Annotated in this window: 20 protein-coding genes; 5 read left to right on the top strand and 15 right to left on the bottom strand. The window is 59.6% G+C overall.

What is annotated here, in order from left to right:
- Positions 1 to 9 precede the first annotated feature (9 nt).
- From ACIOYV_RS13320 to ACIOYV_RS13380, 13 genes are all read right to left on the bottom strand, one after another.
- Positions 10 to 411, bottom strand: a complete 402-nt coding sequence (locus ACIOYV_RS13320; RefSeq protein ID WP_401324254.1) for an EamA family transporter — start codon at positions 409 to 411, stop codon at positions 10 to 12.
- Positions 404 to 778 (bottom strand): transporter, encoded by a 375-nt coding sequence (locus tag ACIOYV_RS13325; RefSeq protein ID WP_054613661.1) that lies wholly within the window; start codon positions 776 to 778, stop codon positions 404 to 406. Before ACIOYV_RS13325 ends, ACIOYV_RS13320 begins: the two co-directional genes overlap by 8 nt.
- 255 nt (positions 779 to 1,033) lie before the next feature.
- A complete protein-coding gene (locus tag ACIOYV_RS13330; RefSeq protein WP_161807654.1) occupies positions 1,034 to 1,363 on the bottom strand; it encodes a GlpM family protein in 330 nt (109 codons plus the stop codon).
- An 8-nt stretch (positions 1,364 to 1,371) separates the two neighbouring features.
- Positions 1,372 to 2,700 carry a sigma-54 dependent transcriptional regulator gene (locus tag ACIOYV_RS13335; protein WP_054045232.1) on the bottom strand — a complete coding sequence of 443 codons (1,329 nt, stop codon included), beginning with the start codon at positions 2,698 to 2,700 and terminating at the stop codon, positions 1,372 to 1,374.
- The gene (locus tag ACIOYV_RS13340) at positions 2,697 to 4,598 is read right to left on the bottom strand and encodes an ATP-binding protein (RefSeq protein WP_401324257.1); all 1,902 of its coding nucleotides are present in this window, start codon (positions 4,596 to 4,598) and stop codon (positions 2,697 to 2,699) included. The genes ACIOYV_RS13335 and ACIOYV_RS13340 overlap by 4 nt, the downstream gene beginning before the upstream one ends.
- Positions 4,599 to 4,814: 216 nt before the next feature.
- Positions 4,815 to 5,549: an amino acid ABC transporter ATP-binding protein gene (locus ACIOYV_RS13345; protein ID WP_054045228.1), complete on the bottom strand. Its 735-nt coding sequence runs from the start codon at positions 5,547 to 5,549 to the stop codon at positions 4,815 to 4,817.
- Entirely contained in the window at positions 5,546 to 6,217 is a 672-nt protein-coding gene (locus ACIOYV_RS13350) for an amino acid ABC transporter permease (protein ID WP_401324261.1), read from the bottom strand. The genes ACIOYV_RS13345 and ACIOYV_RS13350 overlap by 4 nt, the downstream gene beginning before the upstream one ends.
- Positions 6,217 to 6,963, bottom strand: a complete 747-nt coding sequence (locus ACIOYV_RS13355; protein WP_265040648.1) for an amino acid ABC transporter permease — start codon at positions 6,961 to 6,963, stop codon at positions 6,217 to 6,219. The genes ACIOYV_RS13350 and ACIOYV_RS13355 overlap by 1 nt, the downstream gene beginning before the upstream one ends.
- A 193-nt stretch (positions 6,964 to 7,156) precedes the next feature.
- Entirely contained in the window at positions 7,157 to 8,071 is a 915-nt protein-coding gene (locus tag ACIOYV_RS13360; RefSeq protein ID WP_401324263.1) for a glutamate/aspartate ABC transporter substrate-binding protein, read from the bottom strand.
- 433 nt (positions 8,072 to 8,504) lie between these two features.
- Positions 8,505 to 10,043: a glycerol-3-phosphate dehydrogenase gene (glpD, locus tag ACIOYV_RS13365; protein ID WP_401324265.1), complete on the bottom strand. Its 1,539-nt coding sequence runs from the start codon at positions 10,041 to 10,043 to the stop codon at positions 8,505 to 8,507.
- Positions 10,044 to 10,338: 295 nt separating this feature from the next.
- Positions 10,339 to 11,094 carry a DeoR/GlpR family transcriptional regulator gene (locus ACIOYV_RS13370; RefSeq protein ID WP_007916700.1) on the bottom strand — a complete coding sequence of 252 codons (756 nt, stop codon included), beginning with the start codon at positions 11,092 to 11,094 and terminating at the stop codon, positions 10,339 to 10,341.
- Positions 11,095 to 11,189: 95 nt separating this feature from the next.
- Positions 11,190 to 12,695 carry a glycerol kinase GlpK gene (gene glpK / locus ACIOYV_RS13375; RefSeq protein WP_054045219.1) on the bottom strand — a complete coding sequence of 502 codons (1,506 nt, stop codon included), beginning with the start codon at positions 12,693 to 12,695 and terminating at the stop codon, positions 11,190 to 11,192.
- Between the two features lie 73 nt (positions 12,696 to 12,768).
- Complete coding sequence (locus ACIOYV_RS13380) at positions 12,769 to 13,620, bottom strand: MIP/aquaporin family protein (protein ID WP_401324267.1); 852 nt, start codon at positions 13,618 to 13,620, stop codon at positions 12,769 to 12,771.
- A gap of 371 nt (positions 13,621 to 13,991) precedes the next feature.
- Here ACIOYV_RS13380 and ybaK point away from each other — a divergent pair, with 371 nt between their 5' ends.
- Positions 13,992 to 14,462 carry a Cys-tRNA(Pro) deacylase gene (gene ybaK, locus ACIOYV_RS13385; RefSeq protein WP_054045216.1) on the top strand — a complete coding sequence of 157 codons (471 nt, stop codon included), beginning with the start codon at positions 13,992 to 13,994 and terminating at the stop codon, positions 14,460 to 14,462.
- A gap of 105 nt (positions 14,463 to 14,567) precedes the next feature.
- The gene (locus ACIOYV_RS13390; protein WP_401324269.1) at positions 14,568 to 15,350 is read left to right on the top strand and encodes a PhzF family phenazine biosynthesis protein; all 783 of its coding nucleotides are present in this window, start codon (positions 14,568 to 14,570) and stop codon (positions 15,348 to 15,350) included.
- A 107-nt stretch (positions 15,351 to 15,457) separates the two neighbouring features.
- Here the strand turns inward: ACIOYV_RS13390 and ACIOYV_RS13395 are convergent, their stop codons facing one another.
- Positions 15,458 to 16,567 carry an ABC transporter ATP-binding protein gene (locus tag ACIOYV_RS13395; protein ID WP_401324271.1) on the bottom strand — a complete coding sequence of 370 codons (1,110 nt, stop codon included), beginning with the start codon at positions 16,565 to 16,567 and terminating at the stop codon, positions 15,458 to 15,460.
- Positions 16,564 to 17,484, bottom strand: a complete 921-nt coding sequence (gene argF / locus ACIOYV_RS13400; protein ID WP_054045210.1) for an ornithine carbamoyltransferase — start codon at positions 17,482 to 17,484, stop codon at positions 16,564 to 16,566. The genes ACIOYV_RS13395 and argF overlap by 4 nt, the downstream gene beginning before the upstream one ends.
- 390 nt (positions 17,485 to 17,874) lie before the next feature.
- Here argF and ACIOYV_RS13405 point away from each other — a divergent pair, with 390 nt between their 5' ends.
- The 3 genes from ACIOYV_RS13405 (at position 17,875) to ACIOYV_RS13415 (ending at position 20,719) form a co-directional block, all read left to right on the top strand.
- Positions 17,875 to 18,081 (top strand): hypothetical protein, encoded by a 207-nt coding sequence (locus tag ACIOYV_RS13405; RefSeq protein ID WP_054613667.1) that lies wholly within the window; start codon positions 17,875 to 17,877, stop codon positions 18,079 to 18,081.
- Positions 18,082 to 18,188: 107 nt separating this feature from the next.
- Positions 18,189 to 18,479, top strand: a complete 291-nt coding sequence (locus ACIOYV_RS13410; protein ID WP_054045204.1) for a hypothetical protein — start codon at positions 18,189 to 18,191, stop codon at positions 18,477 to 18,479.
- A 134-nt stretch (positions 18,480 to 18,613) separates the two neighbouring features.
- On the top strand, positions 18,614 to 20,719 hold the full coding sequence (locus ACIOYV_RS13415) for a molybdopterin oxidoreductase family protein (protein WP_401324274.1): 2,106 nt from the start codon (positions 18,614 to 18,616) through the stop codon (positions 20,717 to 20,719).
- Positions 20,720 to 20,749: the final 30 nt, after the last annotated feature.

The following is a 20,749-nucleotide window of genomic DNA, read 5'->3' on the forward strand; positions in this document are numbered from 1 at the left end:
GTGTAGTTCTCAGGTTTGTTCGCCTTGAGCCAATAACGCAATCCCGCCAATAATCACCGCCACCCCCACCCAGTGCAGCACGCTGATCTGTTCACCCAGCCCCAGCCACGACCCCAGCAGCACCCCGACAAACACCAGCGAACTCAGGGGAAATGCCAGGGACAAACTGCTGCGGCGCAAGATCAGCATCCAGACAAAAAACGCGCCGATGCCGCAGCCCACCGCAAACAAAACCCCGGGGTCGACGATCACTGCTTGCAGCCAGTGCAGGGTAAAAGTCATCTGGCCCAACTGATCGCCACCGACCTTGGTCGCAATCTGCCCGGCACTTTCCAGCGTAATTAACAGCGCCCAGAGCACCACCGTGCCGAGTCGCCCGTGCAGCCAACCCATCGATTCAGTATCACGCATGGCCGGCACACGCGAGCATCACGCCCACCGTAATCACCAACGTTGCGAGCCAGCGCCGGCGGCTGACGGTTTCCCCGAGCACCACTTTGCCCGCCAGCACCACGCCGCAATAGGCCAGGGCCCCGGCCGGAAACAACAGGCTCAACGGTGCCCGGGACAAGGCTTCGAGCCAGACGAAAAACTCCAGGGCATAGGCGCTGATCCCGCACCACAACAGCGGCGCATTGAACACCTGGCCCCAGAACGCGTTCAGCCGAAAACCGCCTTCGAGTTCCGGCAAACGGTCCAGGCCGAGTTTGAAACAGAGCTGGCCGATCACATCCAGCACGATGGAAAACGCCACCAGCACAATGACGGTGAAGGTCATGGGCGTGGTGCCTTTTTGAAAGTGTTCACGGTCAGGCTCTACCCCTTGGTGGGCGCTTTCAGACACCGGGCTCATGAGGTATGAGCACCGGCCGAGAGGGCTTTGAGGGTAAATGCAAGGGGCGGGCCAGCCAACGCATACCGTAGGAGCGAGCGGGCGGCGTTCTGACTTGCCCGCGAATGCCGTGACGCGGTCTGTTTGAATCACCGCGTTATCGTTCTTCGCGGGCAAGCCTCGCTCCTACAGACAGCGGGATCAGGCGTGAACGCGTACCCAGACGCTGACGAGCACGGTCGCGGCCATCAACCATGCCACCGCCGCCACGGCCAGCGATGCTTCCAGGCGCATGCGATCCACCATCACGTACAGCGTGGCCAGGTACACGAAGTAGGGAATGATCGACCACATGCCAAACACGATGGTGGTCTTCAAATCGTCCAGCGAGCGGCCCTTGCCGACGATGTAGTGCGCTATCAGCGCGAAGGTCGGGAACAGCGGCACCAGCCCGGCGATGTAATAGTTTTTGGTCTTGGCCAGCGCGGCAAGGATCAGCACCACCGCCGCGCCCAGGAGCGCTTTGATCATCAGGTCCATCAGTGGCTTAGTCCGTACTTTTTCACTTTGTCGAACAGCGTAGTCTTGGCCATTCCCAATTCCAGGCTGGCCTGGGTCAAGTTGCCGCCGCTGCGCTGCAAGGCGTCGTTGAGCAGGTTGCGTTCGAACGCTTCCACCGCTTCGGCGAACGCCAGGCCTTGATTGCTGCCACTGGCGCCGGACTTTTTGAAGGCCGGCAAGCCGAGGGCGAAACGTTCGGCGACGTTGCGCAGTTCGCGCACGTTGCCCGGCCAGTCGTGGCTCATCAGATTGGAGAGGGTCTGGTTGTCCAGCTCCGGCACCGCGCGGTCAAAGCGCAGGGACGACTGCTGCAGGAAGTGTTCGAACAGTTGCAGGATGTCTTCGCGACGTTCGCGCAGCGGCGGCAGTTCCAGGGTCACCACGTTAAGGCGGTAATACAGGTCGCTGCGGAACTCGCCCTTTTTGCTCGATTCGTCCAGGTCGGACTTGGTCGCCGCAATTACCCGGCAATCCACCGCCACACTCTGGTTCGAACCGAGGCGTTCGAGGGTGCGTTCCTGCAATACCCGCAGCAGTTTGATCTGCAACGGCAGCGGCATGCTTTCCACTTCATCGAGGAACAGTGTGCCGCCGTCGGCGTGTTCGATCTTGCCGATCCGCCGTTTGCCGGCGCCGGTAAAGGCGTTGGCCTCGTGGCCGAAAATTTCGCTTTCGAACAGGTTTTCCGGGAGCCCGCCGCAGTTCAGCGCGACGAACTGTTTGGTGTGGCGGCGACTGAAGTCATGCAGGCAACGGGCGACCAGTTCCTTGCCGGTGCCGGTCTCGCCTTCGATCAACACGTTGGCCGAGGTATCGGCGACGTTGGCGATCAGTTCGCGCAGGTTCTGCATCGCTGGCGAACGACCGATGATCCGTCCTTCCAGAGAATCCCGTTCCGCCAATTGGCGACGCAACGACGAGACTTCGCGAGCCAGGCTGCGTTGTTCCAGAGCGCGGCGGGCCACGTCCACCAGGCGTTCCGGGGAGAAGGGTTTCTCCATGAAATCGTAGGCGCCTTTCTGCATCGCGCCGACCGCCATGGAGATGTCGCCATGACCGGTGATCAGCACCACCGGCAGGCTACGGTCGCGCGCCTTGAGCCGGGTCAGCAGTTCGAGGCCATCGATGCCCGGCAGGCGGATGTCGCTGATGACGATCCCGGCAAAGTTGTCGCCGACCCGCTCCAGGGCTTCTTCGGCGCTGCCGACACCGACACAGGGAATGTCTTCCAGGGTCAGCGCCTGTTGGCAGCCGAGCAGCACATGGGGGTCGTCTTCGACGATCAGTACGCTAAGGTCGTTGTTCATATTGGCTCGGCGGGAGTGGGGCTTACCAACGGTAAACTGAGGACGAAGGTGGTACCACCGCTGGCCGGGTGTTCGACACCCAAGTGACCGCCGGTGGCCGCGGCCAGGCTGGCGGAGAGGGTCAGGCCGAGGCCCAGGCCCTGTTCGCCGGGTTTGGTGGTGAAGAACGGTTCGAACAGATGCTTGCGTGCTTCGGCGTCGATGCCGTGGCCGTTGTCGCGAACCCGCAGGCGATATTTGCCGTCGTACTCTTCGCCTTCCAGCCACAGCTCTGGCAGCGGTTGCGACTGCATGGCGTCGAGGGCGTTGCCGATCAGGTTGACCAGAATCTGCTCCAGCCGCGTCTGGTCGATCTGCACTTGCACGTCTTTCAAGTCGCGATGCAGGTCCAGATGTACGCTTTCCATTCGGCTGCCCAGCAGTTGCAACGCAGCGTCCACGGCTTTGCCGAGACTGGCCTGGCCCTTGTCGTCGCCGCGCCGGGCGAAGGAACGCAGGCTGGCGGTGATGCGGCCCATGCGGTCGATCAATTCGTTGATGGTTTTCAGGTTGGTGCTGGCGACGTCCAGTTGACCGCGCTCCAGAAAGCGCACGGTGTTGCCGGACAAGGTCCGCAGTGCGGCCAGTGGCTGGTTCAATTCATGCGCGATGCTGGTCGACATCTGGCCGATGGCCGCCAGTTTGCCAGCCTGGACCAGTTCATCCTGGGCCCGGCGCAACGTCTCTTCGGCCTGGCGTCGTTCGCGGATCTGACCCTTGAGCCGCTCGTTGCTGGCGCGCAGGTCGGTGGTGCGTTCGGTAATCCGACGCTCCAGTTGATTGTTGGCTTCCTGCAAGGCTTCCCGGGCCGCGAGACGGGTGGCGATGACCTTGCGCCGCTCGTTCCAGGCGATCAGCAGGAACGCTACCAGGGCAAACGCCACCGCCACCAGAATCCCCTGATTGATCGCTTCCCGGCGCAAATCCGCGAGGGGCGTCAGCAGGGTGAAATTCCACGGGGTGTCGCTCAAGGGGCGGGTCTGCGCCAGATAGGTGATGTCTCGCTCGTCGGACGCCAATTCGCTGTTGGCGGGGAAGGTCAGCTTCTCCACGCCTTCGGCCAGGGTTTCCCGGGCCAGCGGTTGCAATTCGTTCAGCGGAAACCAGTAGTACTGCAGGCTGCGGGCGAGTTTTTCCTTGGTTTCGTCGCTCAGCGGCACCACGGATTTGAGCCGGCGCGCGGGATCGCTGGAGAGAATGATGATGCCGTTCTCATCGCTGACGAAAGCTTCGAGGCGCGCACGCTGCCAGCGTTCTTCCATGGCTTCGAGGCGCACCTTGACCACTGCGACGCCGATGATCTTGCCGTGTTCTTCCAGGCCGTGGGCCAGGTAATAACCGGGTTCGCCGTTGGTGCTGCCGATGCCATAGAAACGGCCCGGCTGACCGCGCACGGCGTTCTGGAAATAGGCGCGGAAGGACAGGTCTTCACCGAGGTAACTGTCGACATCGCGCCAGTTGCTGGTGGCCAGCACGCGTCCGGTGGTGTCCATGACGTAGATGGCCCGACTGCGGCTGCGCCGGTTCAGGCCTTCAAGGTAATCGTTGACCGTTTGCCGGGTTTCCGGGGTCGGGTCGTCCAGCAGTTTTGAAACACTGGATTCGAGTTCCAGCAGGCTGGGCAGGTAGGTGTACTTGCTGATCTCGCTCTCGACGGCGCGGGCGTGCAGTTCCAGCTGACGCTGGCCGTTCTCGCTGAGGCTGCGGATCCCGTAGTGTTCACTGACCCAGAAGCCGATGTAACCCAACCCGATCATCAGGGCGATGACCAGCGGCGGCAGGAACAGATGGCGAATCAGACGGGGTTTCACGGCGAGTGATGGCGGCGCTGCGCGATAGAGAGTGGGGTCGCATTTCATCACAGATGCCTTGGGTCAACCAGCGTGGCAACAGGCTTGCTCTGGTTTCCAGTCGAACGCGGACCTGTGGCGAGGGAGCTTGCTCCCGCTCGGCTGCGAAGCAGTCGTAAAACCGGCCAATGCGGTGTGTCAGACAGCAGGCATTTGCCGGTTTTGGGGCCGCTACGCGACCCAGCGGGAGCAAGCTCCCTCGCCACAGAGTTCGGTGTATTGCTTTTAGTGCTGCAAAATCTTGTTAAGGAAATGCTGCGTACGCTCGGCGCGGTGGCTGATGTCGCCGAAGAACTCCTCTTTCTTGCAGTCTTCGATGATCTTGCCCTGGTCCATGAAGATCACGCGGTCGGCCACTTTGCGGGCGAAGCCCATTTCGTGGGTTACGCACATCATGGTCATGCCTTCGTGGGCCAGTTGCACCATCACGTCGAGCACTTCGTTGACCATTTCCGGATCGAGCGCCGAGGTCGGTTCGTCGAACAGCATGACGATCGGGTCCATCGCCAGCGCACGGGCAATCGCCACACGCTGTTGCTGGCCACCGGAGAGTTGGCCGGGGTGCTTGTGGGCGTGGGCCGACAAGCCGACGCGTTCGAGCAGTTGCAGGCCTTTCTTGGTGGCTTCTTCCTTGCTGCGGCCCAACACCTTGATCTGCGCGATGGTCAGGTTTTCGGTGATGGACAGGTGCGGGAACAGCTCGAAATGCTGGAACACCATGCCGACGCGCGAACGCAGTTTCGGCAGGTCGGTCTTCGGGTCGGCGATGGATGTGCCATCGACTACCACGTCGCCTTTCTGGAACGGTTCCAGGGCGTTGACGCATTTGATCAGGGTCGATTTGCCCGAGCCGGACGGCCCGCAGACCACGATCACTTCGCCTTTTTTGACCTCGGTGCTGCAATCAGTCAGCACCTGGAAGTCGCCATACCACTTGTTGATGTTCTTGATAGAGATCATACGGCAAACCTTTTTTGCAGACGCTTGACCAGCAGCGAGGCGGCAAAGCTGATTGTGAAGTACGTAAGCCCTGCGAAGATCAGGAACTCGTTGGAGCGACCGATGATGTCGCCACTGGCGCGCGAAGCATTGAGGAAGTCCACCAGACCGACCGCGTACACCAGCGAGGTGTCCTGGAACAGGATGATGCTCTGTTGCAGCAGCAGCGGGGTCATCTTGCGAAACGCTTGCGGCAGGATGATCAAACGCATCATCTGGCCGTACGTCATGCCCAAGGCTTGGGCAGCGCCCATCTGGCCCTTGGAAATCGACTGCACGCCAGCCCGGACGATTTCGCAGAAGTACGCCGCTTCGAACATCATGAACGCCACGATGCACGAGGCGAACGCGCCGATCGGCGTGTCTTCGCCGGTGATCCAGCGCAGTACGAACGGCACCGCCAGGTAGAACCAGGTGATCACCAGCAGCAAAGGGATCGAGCGGAAATAGTTGACGTAGGCGCCGGCTAGGTTCGACATCAGTTTGTTGTGGGACAGGCGCATCAGCGCCAGGATCGTGCCGAGGATGATCCCGCCGACCACGCCCAGAGCCATCAGCTGCAGGGTCATGATCATGCCGTTCCACAGGCCCGGCAGGGACGGAACGATGCCCGAGAAGTCGAATTCCATCATTTACCCCCTAGGGAGATCAGGCCCGGTACGGCGACTTTCTTCTCGACCAGGCGCATCAGCAACATCAGGCTCATGTTCAGGGTGAAGTAGATCAGCGTGGCCAGGGTGAAGGCTTCGAACAGGTTGGCGGAGAACTCGGCGGTCTGCTTGGTCTGCGCGAGCAGTTCCATCAGGCCGATCAGCGAGGCCACGGACGAGTTCTTGAACACGTTCAAAAATTCCGAGGTAAGCGGCGGAATAATGATGCGGTAAGCCTGGGGCAACAGCACATTCCAGTAGATCTGCGGCAGCTTGAAACCCATGGCACGCGCGGCGGATTCCTGACCGCGTGGCAACGCCTGGATGCCGGTGCGCACCTGTTCGCAAACACGAGCCGCGGTAAACAGGCCCAGGCACACGACGACGCTGAGGTAGGCCGAGGTGGTCGGGTTCAGGTCCTGCTTGTACCAGTCTTGCAGGTTCTGCGGCAGCAGGTCGGGCACCAGGAAGTACCAGATGAACAGCTGAACCAGCAGCGGCACGTTACGGAAGAGTTCGACGTAGCAGGTCGCGATGCCCGATACGACGCGGTTCGGCACGGTACGCATGACACCCAGGATCGAGCCCAGCGTCAGCGCGATAATCCAGGCCACGACGGCGATGGCGATGGTCCAGCCCAAACCGGAGATGAACCAGTCGAGATAAGTCTCGCTGCCCACGCCGGTGGACTTGAAGAACACGCCCCAGTCCCAGTTGTAATTCATTAGGGTCTCCCCTCGGATCGATCAATGTACAAGTGCCCGCCTGGGGAAGCTCCGTTCCCGCCTGAGCTTGAAGCTCAGGCACACACGATCGGCTCGACAGCCACCGGTTCGAGTGTTTCCAAAAAATGCCAGCAGGGAGTGACAAACCCCTGAAAGGGCAGTGGCCCTCTCAGGAGATAAGGTTAGTCAGGAATCAGGACTTCTTGTCGTCAGCCGCTTTATCGGTCGGATTGGCGATCAGGGCCTTGAGCTCGTCGCTCATCGGGAAGTTCAGGTTCAGGCCTTTAGGCGGGATTGGCGCCATGAACCATTTGTCGTAGATCTTGTTGATCTCGCCCGAAGCGAAGGTGGCCTTGATGGCGTCATCCACAGCCTTTTTGAACGGTTCGTCGCCCTTGCGGACCATGCAGCCGTAGATTTCGTAGGACTGTGGAGTACCGGTAACGGCCCAGTCATCGGCTTTCTTGGCTTTGGCTGCTTCACCGGCCAGCAAGGCGTCGTCCATCATGAACGCAACAGCGCGGCCCGATTCCAGCATCTGGAAGGACTCGCCGTGGTCTTTGGCGGAGATGACGTTCATGCCCATCTGCTTGTCGGCGTTCATCGACTTGAGGATGCGCTCGGACGTGGTGCCCGCGGTGGTCACGACGTTTTTGCCTTTCAGGTCGTCGAAGTCTTTGTACGCGGAGCCTTTCTTGGACAGCAGGCGCGTACCGATTTCGAAGATGCCGACGGAGAAGTCAACTTGCTGCTGACGTTCTACGTTGTTGGTGGTGGAGCCGCACTCGACGTCCACGGTGCCGTTTTGCACCAGCGGGATACGGGTTTGCGAGGTGACCAGGTTGTATTTGACCTGCAGGTTCGGCAAGTCGAGGTCTTTCTTGATGGCTTCGACGATTTTCAGCTGGATATCGTGGGAGTAGCCCATCGGCTTGCCGGAAGCGTCCGCGATATAGGAAAACGGAATGGAAGCGTCACGATGCCCGAGGGTGATCACACCGGACTCTTTGATCTTCTTCAGTGTGCCGGTGAGTTCGGCAGCGAAAACTGGAGTGCTAATCAGAGCGGCAGCAATGGCTGCGCCCAGGATATGGGGAACGATGCGCATCAAATTTTCCTCGACATTGTTTTTTTTATGGAGCCAGTGCGTCGGCCCTTTTGTGCTTCGAATGCGTGGTGGCACCTGAAGGGTGGGCACGACAATACATTCGTCCAAGAGTGTAGAGCATGACTCGTGCCAGGCCAGGCGGTGATGATCAAGCTATTGATTTATAAAGGGATTAAATATTTATGGCGGGATTTTTAGCCGGGAATAATCCGGTTAACCGAATTGACCGACAAGTCGCGTTCGGAAAACCGAATGGAGTCTTGCGGTATCCCCTGTAGGAGCGAGGCTTGCCCGCGAAGAGGGCGTGTCAGCCAACATTAATGCAGCAGACACACCGCTTTCGCGGGCAAGCCTCGCTCCTACAGATATCCAGCGCATACAAAAAGCCCCTGAATCTCTCGATTCAGGGGCTTGTGTCCAGCCGGTTTCCCGATCAGGCCGCTTCGATCTTGCTGCGGTTCTGCTCGACCTTGCTCAAGTAATCCACCAGCTTCTGCTGCTCATCCGGGGTGGTGAACAACCCGAGCTTGCTGCGGCGCCACAGAATGTCGTGGGCGGTGGTGGCCCATTCTTCGCTGCACAGGTAATCGACTTCGCGGGTATAGAGACCGCCGCCGATGTGTTCACCCAGGTCATTGAGGTTCTGCACGCCTTCGAGCATGCGCCAGGTGCGGCTGCCGTAGGTGGTGGCCCAGCGGCGCGCGATCTCGGTCGGCACCCAGTCGAAGGTGTCGCGGATCTTGGCGCACAAGGCTTGCGGCGTGGTCATGTCTTCGCCGCCGGGCAGGGTGGCCGTCGCGGTCCAGCTTGGCTTGATCTGGGTGAAGTACGGTGCCAGTTGCGCCAGCGCCGATTCGGCCAGTTTGCGGTAGGTGGTCAGCTTGCCGCCGAACACCGACAGCAATGGCGCTTCTTCACCGCTGCCAGACAATGCCAGGGTGTAGTCGCGGGTCACGGCCGACGGGTTGTCGGATTCGTCATTGCACAGTGGGCGCACACCCGAATAGCTGTGCAGGATGTCGTCGCGGCTGACTTGCTTCTTGAAGTGAGCGTTGACCACTTTAAGCAGGTAATCGGTCTCGCCTTCGGTGATCGCCACTTTTGCCGGATCGCCAGTGTATTCGCGGTCGGTGGTGCCGATCAGGGTGAAGTGGTTCAGGTACGGAATAGTGAAGACGATGCGCTGATCTTCGTTTTGCAGAATGTGTGCGTGTTCGCCTTCGTACAGTTTCGGCACGATCAGGTGGCTGCCCTGGATCAGGCGGATGCCGTACGGCGAATCCATCTTCAGGTCGTCACGGATGAATTTGGCGACCCACGGGCCGGCGGCGTTTACCAGTGCCTTGGCGCGGATCGAAAACAGGCTGCCATCGGCACGTTCCAGGTTCAGGTGCCACAGGCCTTTGGCGCGACGGGCGCTGATGCAACGGGTCTGGGTGTGAACGTGGGCGCCTTTCTCGCGAGCGGCCATGGCGTTCAGGACCACGAGGCGAGCATCGTCGACCCAGCAATCGGAGTATTCGAAACCTTTGGTGATTTCGCTTTTCAACGGGCTGTTCGGGCCGAACTTCAGGCTTTTCGAACCTTCCAGTTTTTCCCGCTTGCCCAGGTGGTCATAAAGGAACAGGCCGGCGCGGATCATCCACGCTGGACGCAGGTGCGGGCGATGTGGCAACACGAAGCGCATCTGTTTGACGATGTGCGGGGCCTTGGCCAGCAGCACTTCGCGTTCGGCCAGGGCTTCGCGCACCAGGCGGAATTCATAATGTTCGAGGTAGCGCAGGCCGCCGTGGATCAGCTTGCTGCTGGCCGACGAGGTGTGGCTGGCCAGATCGTCTTTTTCACAAAGGAACACCGAAAGACCGCGACCGGCGGCATCCGCTGCAATCCCCACACCATTGATCCCACCACCGATGACGGCGATATCGTAGACCTCGGCGAGAGGGGGCGTAGGCAAGGTAGAAGTGGGCATCGGCTGGCCTCGGGCTTTTATGATTTTCGATATTGGAATTCGAACATTAATGTTCATTTGCGAAAATGGTAGCCCATAAAGCCGCGCACAGCCAGTCAACTTCGATTGAAAATACTGATCGAAGGGCGGTTAAAGGAAAATTTACGAACATTTAGATGTGCGGTAAGCCGCAAAAGGTGTGCCGCAGGGGCAGCCGTATTCGCGAGCAGGCTCGCTCCCACAAGGATTGCGCTGAACCTGTGGGAGCGAGCCTGCTCGCGAAGGCGCCGGTACAGGCGCCGAAGAGGGGGGAGAGTTAAACCACTTCCAACCGAATCTTGTGCTGGCTCAATAACTGCGCCAGCGCCGGAACCGGCTGCTGATCAGTCACTAAACAATCAATCAGGCTGATCGGTCCCAGGCGAATCATGGCGTTGCGCCCGAATTTGCTGGAGTCCGCCGCCAATATCACCTGTCGGGCGTTAGCGATAATCGCCTGGGACACCCGCACTTCCTGATAATCGAAGTCGAGCAGGCTACCGTCTTCATCGATCCCGCTGATGCCGACCAAGGCGAAATCCACCTTGAACTGGTTGATGAAGTCGACACTTGCCTGACCGACCACACCACCGTCACGCCGCACATTGCCGCCCGTCAGCAGGACATCGAAGTCGTCCTTGGCGCTGAGCATCGAGGCTACGTGCAGGTTGTTGGTGATGATTTTCAGGTGATTGTGATTGAGCAGTGCCCGGGCAATCGATTCGGTGGTGGTGCCGATGTTGATGAACAGCGAGGCGTGATCGGGAATCTGCGCCGCAATGGCTTCGCCGATACGCTGTTTTTCATCGCGCATCTGGTCGGCACGCATGGCGTAGGCGGTGTTCTCGACACTGGAATCGTAGGCCGCGCCGCCGTGGTAGCGACGCAACAAATTGGCTTCCGCGAGCTGATTGATATCGCGGCGGATGGTTTGCGGTGTAACGACGAACAGCGTAGCCATTTCCTCGATGCTGACATAGCCGCGTTCGCGGACCAGTTCGAGGATTTGCTGCTGACGGGGAGGCAGATTCATGGGGCTTCCTTTGGGCTGCCGTGCAAAATTTGCCCATGATGCCGCAGGAATCTGCTCCCGACCAGTTACAACCGGATACGAGTCCGGTCCTTGGCTTATTCAGCCCCTTCGTGCGGCTCCCAATCGCGGGTGCGGCTAACCGCTTTTTTCCAGCCGGCGTAGAGTTTTTCCTTAGCCGATTCTTCCAGCGCTGGTTCGAACTCGCGCTCGATCACTGCCTTGCCACGCAACTCGTCCAGGCTGCCCCAGAAGCCGCACGCCAGGCCAGCCAGGTAAGCGGCGCCGAGTGCCGTGGTTTCGCGCATTTGCGGACGCTCAACCTGAGTGCCGAGGATGTCGGCCTGGAATTGCATCAGGAAGTTGTTCGCCACTGCACCGCCGTCCACACGCAGGGACTTGAGGCGTTCGCCGGAGTCCTGTTGCATGGCGTCGAGCACGTCACGGGTTTGATAGGCGATCGATTCCAGCGCGGCACGGATGATGTGATCCACGCGAACGCCACGGGTCAGGCCGAACAGAGCGCCACGGGCATACGGGTCCCAGTAAGGTGCGCCCAGACCGGTGAAGGCTGGCACCAGGTACACGCCGTTGCTGTCCTTGACCTTGCTGGCGAAGTATTCGGTGTCGGTGGCGTCGGCGATGATCTTCAGCTCGTCACGCAACCATTGCACGGTCGAACCGCCGTTGAACACGGCGCCTTCCAATGCGTAGGCCACTTCGCCTTTCGGACCGCAAGCGATGGTGGTCAGCATGCCGTGCTTGGACTTCACGGCTTTGTCGCCGGTGTTCATCAGCAGGAAGCAGCCGGTGCCGTAGGTGTTTTTCGCCTGGCCTGGCTCGACGCACATCTGGCCGAACAGGGCGGCTTGCTGGTCACCCGCGATACCGCCGATGGCGATGCCACTTTTTGTGTGGCCGTAGATTTCCGACGACGATTTAACTTCCGGCAACATCTCACGGGGGATGTCGAGGATCTCCAGCATCTTCGCGTCCCACTCCAGCGAGTGGATGTTGAAGAGCATGGTGCGCGAGGCGTTGGTGTAGTCGGTGACGTGGACTTTGCCGCCGGTAAATTTCCAGATCAGCCAGCTGTCGACGGTGCCGAACAGCAGTTCGCCGTTACGTGCACGTTCGCGGCTGCCTTCGACGTTGTCGAGGATCCACTTGAGCTTGGTGCCGGAGAAGTACGGGTCAGTTACAAGGCCCGTGGTGTCGCTGATGTATTGCTCGTGGCCATCGCGCTTGAGCTGCTGGCAGATCTCGGTGCTGCGGCGGCACTGCCAGACGATCGCGTTGTAGATCGGGCGGCCGGTGGTCTTGTCCCAGACCACGGTGGTTTCACGCTGGTTGGTGATACCGATGGCGGCGACCTGGTCATGATGCAGGCCGGCTTGAGCCAGGGCCTCGACCATCACGGCGCTTTGGGTCGCGAAGATTTCCATCGGGTCATGTTCGACCCAACCGGCTTGCGGGTAGTGCTGCACGAACTCGCGCTGTGCAGTGCAGACCACGTTCGCGTCACGGTCGAAAATGATCGCGCGGGAGCTGGTCGTACCCTGATCGAGGGCAATGATGTAGTTCTTATTCTGAATATCGGTCATGTCGATTGCCTTGGACGAAATAAGGTGTGAGGTCAGGCGCGGGATCAAAGGGCAGGATCACGCGCCAACGGTATCAAGAAGTTCTTGGTTTGCCGTCAATGGCCGGTGGTGCGTCCTTTGTAGCAGGTTCGGTGCCTGGCAGATGACGGGCAATCAGCCCGCGATATGCAGCAGCGCCGAGGCAGGCACCGACAATCGGTGCAAAAATCGGAATCAGGAAGTACGGGATATCGCGACCGCCAGTGAAGGAAATTTCACCCCAGCCAGTAAAGAAAGTCATCAGCTTAGGACCGAAATCACGCGCCGGGTTCATCGCGAAACCGGTCAGCGGACCCATCGAGCTGCCAATCACTGCAATCAGCAGGCCGATCAGCAGTGGCGCCAACGGACCCTTTGGCAGGCCGTTGTTGTCGTCGGTCAGGGACATGATCACGCCCATCAGGATGGCGGTGATGATCACTTCAACCAGGAACGCCTGGGCCGTGGACAGTGCCGGGTGCGGGAAGGTGGAGAACACCGACGCCAGCTCAAGGCTTGCCTGGGTGCCACGAACCATATGGTGAGTTTGTTCGTAATCGAAGAAAAGATTGCTGTAGAGCGTGTAAACCAACAACGCCCCGCAGAACGCGCCAGCGACCTGGGCGAGGATGTAGAAGGGCAGTTTGCGTTTTTCGAAATCGGCGAAAATGCTTAAGGCGATACTGACGGCAGGATTGAGGTGAGCCCCGGAAACACCGGCGGTCAGGTAGATCGCCATGCTCACGCCAACACCCCAGATGATACTGATTTCCCAAAGCCCGAAGCTGGCACCCGCGACCTTGAGCGCGGCAACACACCCCGTCCCGAAAAAGATCAACAGCGCAGTGCCCAGGAATTCGGCCATGCATTGGCTCGAGAGTGGCGGTTGTTTCAAAGCAGTTGTCATCGAAAACCTCTTTTTTGTTGTTGTCTGGCGCCTTGTCATCTTGGCCAAGGCGCGATTTTCACCGAGTCAGGATCCCCATCCTGATTTCGGTCTACTGCCGAGTACTTACTTCGGGATCATTCCTACAGTATTCGCAAACGAAAAAATATAGACAAGAAACGCCGCTGTCAAAGGTCGAAAGTGAACCACCAGTCATATTTAAACTATTCGTCTCGTGAATGATCGTGTTGATGGCGTTTTGAATTGCGTGTGAACCCGTGTAGCAGGGCTTCGCCAAGCCTTTGAAATAGCGCCGCAATAGAGCCTTTTGTTGATCAATGGCCTAGAATCCGAGGCAGTATTTTTCTGCTGCCGCCAAGCCTGGAGCTGCCATGACCCCCGCATTGGATTTGTTGAAAAAAGTTCGCGCCGAACATCGTGTGCACAGTTACGAACATGATCCGAAGGCGGCGTCCTATGGTCTGGAGGCAGCGGAAAAACTGGGGTTGGACCCGGCGCAGGTGTTCAAGACATTGCTGGCGGCCAGTGAGAAAGGTGAATTGTTGGTGGCGGTGGTGCCGGTCGTCGGAAGTCTCGACTTAAAGCACCTGGCCCATGCGGCTGGCGTCAAAAAAGTCGAAATGGCCGACCCGGCGGCGGCACAGCGAGCGACGGGTTATCTGCTGGGAGGCATCAGCCCGTTGGGGCAGAAGAAACGTCTGCGTACGTTCATCGATAGTTCAGCACAGCCCTTCGCCAGCATTTTTGTCAGTGCGGGGCGCCGTGGTCTGGAGGTGGAACTGGCGCCCGCGGTATTGGCTGAGCACACCCAAGCGACGTTCGCTGATATCGGTCGCGTCTGACGAGCACTGTCTATCCGGGGTGTATGGTGAAAATTGGACTTCACTGTCACTGGTGCCGAAAAAGTCGCGGCTTCATGCTCGACGGCCGGACTTAGGGAGAAGGTTATGCAGCTTGAATTTCATCAGGTCGATGCGTTCAGTGATCGACCGTTCAGTGGCAATCCGGCGATGGTGTATCGGCTTGATGCCTGGCTCGCCGATGAGTTGATGCAAAAGATCGCCGCCGAGCATAACCTCGCCGAAACCGCTTTCGTGGTGCGCGAAGGCCAGGCCTGGCATATCCGCTGGTTTACCCCGACGACCGAAGTGCCGCTCTGCGGGCATGCGACCTTGGCCTGCGCGTTCGTGCTGTTCGAAATGTATAAGGAGCCGGTCGAGCGCCTGGATTTCATCTGCAAATCCGGCCCGTTGAGCGTCAGTCGTGAAGGTGGGCGGTTGTGGTTGGACTTCCCGGCGATTGTGCCATCGGAAGTCGGCGTGACCCTGGATATCGAGCGTGCGCTGGGTGTGGAAGCAGTCGATGTGTTGGGTTCGAATGAGCTGCTGGTGGTGCTGGAATCCGAGCAGGCGGTGCTTGATTGCAAACCTGATATGGCAGCATTGGCGAAACTGCCGTGGCCGGGCGCCATCGTCACGGCCAAGGGTGGCAAACATGATTTTGTATCCCGGTACTTCGCGCCGGCGATTGGCATCAATGAAGATCCGGTGACCGGGTCGACCCATTGCAGCTTGATTCCGTACTGGTCGAAACGGTTGGGCAAATCGATTCTGACGGCCTATCAGTGCTCGGCCCGAGGCGGGGAGCTCTTCTGTCGGCTGGAAGGGGAGCGGGTGAAGATTGGCGGGAATGCGACGCTGGTGGCGAGTGGCAGGTTATTGCTCGGATGATGTCTTTGTAGGAGCGAGGCTTGCCCGCGAAGGCGCCGTGTCAGTTGACATCATTATCGGCTGGTCAGACGCCTTCGCGGGCAAGCCTCGCTCCTACGGGTTCAGGTTCAGCTGGCGGTGCTGTAGCGGCGGACTCCGGATTCAACTGTCGGAATCTGCGCCGCCGTGCTGCCGGAGGCCTGGAACAACACCAGATGCTCAGCCGCCACCCGAATCCCCACCTGCGCACCAACTTGATGGTCGGCATGGCTCGGGAAGATTGATTCCAGCTGCGCACCGGTTGGCATCTGCAAGCGATACAGCGTCGAAGCACCCAGGAACGTCTTGCCGACGATCCGGGCCTTCAAAGCACTGTCCGGTGCGTAAACGATGTCGTCCGGGCGCAGTAACACATCCACCGCGCCGCCAATCGGCCACGTATAGGCACGATTGCCACGCAGCTCGCCCAACTCGGTCTGCACCGATTCCGGCGTGTTCAACTGGCCGCGAATGAAGTAGCCCTGACCAATGAAACTGGCCACAAACGGTGTCAGCGGTTCGTGATACAGGTTGTAGGGGGTGTCCCACTGTTCCAGGCGACCTTCCTTGAAAACCCCTACGTGATCGCTGACGGCGAAGGCTTCTTCCTGGTCGTGGGTCACCAGAATCGCACTGGTGCCACGGGCCTTGAGAATGTCGCGCACTTCATGGCTGAGCTTGCGCCGTAGTTCGCCATCGAGGTTGGAAAACGGTTCGTCGAGCAGCAACAGTTGCGGCTCCGGCGCCAGGGCGCGGGCCAGGGCGACACGTTGCTGCTGACCGCCGGACAACTCGTGCGGGAAGCGCTTGCCGAGGTTCTTCAAGTTGACCAGTTCCAGCAACTCTTCGGTGACACGATCCTTTTGTGGATGCTTGCGAATCCCGAAAGCGATGTTCTCGGTCACGCTCAGGTGCGGAAACAATGCGTAGTCCTGAAAGACCATGCCGATCCGGCGTTTCTCCGGCGCGAGGGTGAAACCGGCGCTGGAAATGGTCTCGCCGGCCAACTGGATTTCACCTTCGTGCACCGGTTCGAAACCGGCAATGGCGCGCAAGGTGGTGGTCTTGCCGCAGCCCGAAGAGCCCAGCAGGCAGCCGATGTCGCCGGCATTCAAATGCAGGTTGAGGTTCTGCACGACCCGCTGGTCTTGATAGCCGCAGGCAACGTTGCGCAGGTTGAGCAGTAATGGCTGGCTCATGCGTGGTGGTACGCCGGCATGACGAGAAACTCGAGCAGGGCCTTTTGCGCATGCAGACGGTTTTCCGCTTGATCCCAGGCCACGGAGCGCGGGTCGTCCAGCAGGTCTAGGCTAATTTCCTCGCCACGGTGGGCTGGCAGGCAATGCATGAACAGCACGTCCGGCGCCGCTTGGTCGAGCAGGGCGCGATTGACCTGAAACGGCGCGAACAACTTCAGGCGCTTGGCGGTTTCTTCTTCCTGGCCCATGGAGGTCCAGACGTCGGTGCTGACCAGGTGGGCGCCACGTACGGCATCCTGTGGATCGCGGACGATGGTCACACGATCGCCGGCCTTGGCCAGGAATTCAGGGTTTGGCTCGTAGCCTTCCGGGCAGGCGATGCGCAACTGGAAGTCGAACTGGATCGCCGCTTCTATATAGCTGTTGCACATGTTGTTGCCGTCACCGATCCAGGCCACGGTCTTGCCCTGGATCGAGCCGCGGTGTTCGAGGAAGGTTTGCATATCGGCCAGCAACTGGCACGGGTGCAGGTCATCGGACAGGCCGTTGATCAAAGGGACGCGTGAGTTTGCGGCGAATTCGGTCAGTGTGCTGTGGGAAAACGTACGGATCATCACTGCATCGAGCATGCTCGACATGACAATGGCGGCGTCGCCGATCGGCTCGCCACGACCCAACTGGGTGTCGCGCGGCGACAGGAAGATCGCCTGGCCGCCGAGCTGGATCATGCCGGCTTCGAACGAGATGCGGGTGCGGGTCGAGGACTTCTCGAAAATCATCCCCAGGACGCGGTTTTTCAAAGGCTCGAACAGTACGCCGCGGTTACGCAGGTCCTTGAGCTCAACGCCTCGACGGATCACGCTGACCAGCTCTTCGGGCGTGCAATCCATCAGGGAGAGAAAGTGCCTTGCGCTCATCATTGACTACCTTTTTGCAACAGACCGCAGATACTCAAAGCCTTGTTTAACTGAAAAACGGGCGAGACCTGCGGCGTAAGCCGCACGGGGCGACGAAATAGGGGAAGGCGCGATCTTATAATTAAATGTCGCGTCTTACCAATAGGGGGCTTATTTTTCCGGCTGCTGACATGTTTCGAAATTCACAAGCGAGCCGCATTTGTACACGGTGGCGAAGCGGGTTTGCAAATCAGGCGCAATGCGGAGCCCCGGTAACTGCATGGTTTCAAAGGGGCACGTTGCTTGCTGTTACGGTTTTACCTGCCGGTAGTGAGACCGTCGTCCCGTATCATCCGTCCATTGCGGATTTTCGAATGAATCAAGTCAACAACCAAGGAGGGCGTGCCCCAGATGCCGATCAACAAAACTGGAAACATTGGTCTGACACGCCTGCGTCGCGTGTCTCCGGCGTTTGACATGGCCGTGCTGTCTACCGTCATGGGCTTTGCGATTATCGCGAATACGATCTACCCCGGCGTTCCGAGCGCAGTGGTGGGGGCCATTGTTGGCGCATTTATCGGTGTGAAGAATTTCAAGGATGATGCGATTGCAGATTGATTCGGGGGTTCTATCGATGCGCTTGGGTAGTGTGTCTGGTCTGAAACATTTGCTAATGCAAAGTGCTGGGTTATAACTACCTCACGACGATGCAGGAAGCCTCCGGAATGGAATCGAAAGAACAGCAGTTAATGGAATTACTCGGCCTCACGGCCCGCTCCCTGACCCATCTCACCGCATCCATGACCTCGATGTCTTTCGAGTTGATGCGCAGCGACGACGAAGTGACCAAGGCCGCCGGTCGACGGATGATCGACCGCATGGCCACTATCAGTGCCGGGCTTGATGAGCACTGGCGGCTGATCGGCGAGCTCACTGGCGTGCATGTCGCCCATGAGCAGATCGAAACCATTCAGGAGATCCAGCTGCAGGCGCCGCCCCGGTTGCCGCCGAACTGAATGCGCACCGCCATCGGCTGGCCTGATGGCCGCCGATTCACAAGACGAACGTCGCTGGCGCAGCGGCGGTTCGCGCGCCATAGTTTTGCTCCCGTGGCATACATTGCCCGCCCAGAACAAGACAGAGACTGGCCATGACCAAGACTCTCCATCACCGTGCCTGCCACCTGTGCGAGGCCATTTGCGGCCTGACCATCGAAACCACCGAGGCCGAAGGCCGGGTGCAGATCACGTCGATCAAAGGTGATCCGCAGGATACGTTCAGTCGCGGGCACATCTGCCCCAAGGCTGTGGCCCTGCAAGACATCCAGAACGATCCGGATCGGCTGCATCAGCCGATGCAGCGCGTGGGCAGCGAATGGCAACCCATCGCGTGGGAAGACGCCTTCAATCTTGTAGCCGAACGCCTGGCAGGGATTCAGGAGCGTCACGGGCAGAATGCGGTGGCGGTCTATCAAGGCAATCCCAGCGTGCACAACTATGGGTTGATGACCCACAGCAATTATTTTCTCGGGTTGCTGAAAACCCGCAACCGGTTTTCCGCGACCTCGGTCGATCAGTTGCCCCATCATCTGACCAGCCATTTGATGTACGGGCACGGCTTGCTGTTGCCGATCCCGGACATTGATCACACCGATTTCATGCTGATCCTAGGCGGTAATCCGCTGGCGTCCAACGGCAGTATCATGACCGTGCCGGATGTCGAGAAACGCCTGAAAGCGATTCAGGCCCGTGGCGGTAAAGTGGTGGTAGTCGATCCGCGCCGCAGTGAAACGGCAGCGATTGCCGATCAGCATCTGTTCGTGCGTCCTGGCGGCGATGCGGCGCTGTTGTTCGGGCTGCTCAATACCTTGTTCGCTGAAGGTTTGACTCGCGACAGTCATCTGCCGGTGGACGGTCTGGATGAGGTGCGTGAGGCGGTCGCGGGTTTCACTGCTGAAGTGATGAGCCCGTTGTGTGCAGTGCCCGCCGAACAGATCCGGCAACTGGCCCGGGACTTTGCGGCGGCGCCGACGGCGGTGTGCTACGGGCGCATGGGCGTCTCGACCCAGGCCTTCGGCACGTTGTGTCATTGGGTCGTGCAGTTGATCAACCTGGTCACCGGCAATCTCGACCGCGTGGGCGGTGCGCTGTGCACTGAGCCGGCGGTGGATCTGGTGGCGTCCACCTCGGGCGGGCATTTCAATCGGTGGCAGAGCCGGGTCTCCGGGCGGCCGGAATACAGCGGCGAATTGCCGGTGTCGGCGCTGGCCGAAGAAATGCTCACCGGCGGGGAAGGGCAGGTGCGGGCGCTGATCACCGTGGCGGGCAATCCGGTGCTGTCCACGCCGAACGGCCGGCAACTCGAGCAAGCGCTGGATGGCCTGGAGTTTATGGTCAGTATCGACTTGTACATTAATGAAACCACGCGTTACGCCGACCTGATCCTGCCGTCCACCTCGGCCCTGGAAAACGATCACTACGACACCACGTTCAACATGTTTGCCGTGCGCAATGTCTCACGCTTCAACCGGGCAATCCTGGCCAAGCCGGAAGGCGCGTTGCACGACTGGGAAATCTTCGTCGGTCTGGCCCAAGCGTTTGCGGCGAAGACCGGCAAGGAGCTCAAACCGACCATCGCTCCGGCGCAGATGATCGACCGTGGTTTGCGCATGGGGCTGTATGGCGATGCTTCCGAGCACAAACTGTCGCTGGCGACCCTGTTCGATCATCCTCATGGTGTTGATCTGGGCGCACTCAAATCCAACCTGGTGCCACGGCTCAAGACGCCGAACCAGCGTGTCCAGGCTGCACCGGCGGAGATCCTCGCAGACCTGGCGCGTTTTGCCGCATTGCAGGCCCCGGCCGCCGATGAGTTGTTGATGATTGGCCGCCGGCATGTGCGCAGTAACAACTCGTGGATGCACAACTATCACCGTCTGGTGAAGGGCAAGCCACGGCATCAGTTGTTGATGCATCCGGAAGATCTGGCCAGCCGTGGGCTCAACGACGGGCAGCGGGTGCGGGTCAGTTCCCGGGTCGGCGTGATCGAAGTTGAAGTGCTTGGCAGTCTGGATATGATGAAAGGCGTGGTCAGTCTTCCGCACGGTTGGGGCCATGCTCGACCGGGTGTGCAGATGACGATCGCCAGCAGTCAGCCGGGGTCCAGCGCCAATGACCTGACGGACGAATGTCAGCTCGACGAGTTGTCGGGGAATGCGGCGTTGAACGGCGTGCCGGTGACCGTGGCGGCGGCTTGATCGAGTCTGTCGGGGAGACCGAGCATGGCG

The organism is Pseudomonas sp. NPDC087342, from assembly GCF_044744265.1.
Lineage (GTDB): Bacteria > Pseudomonadota > Gammaproteobacteria > Pseudomonadales > Pseudomonadaceae > Aquipseudomonas > Aquipseudomonas nunensis.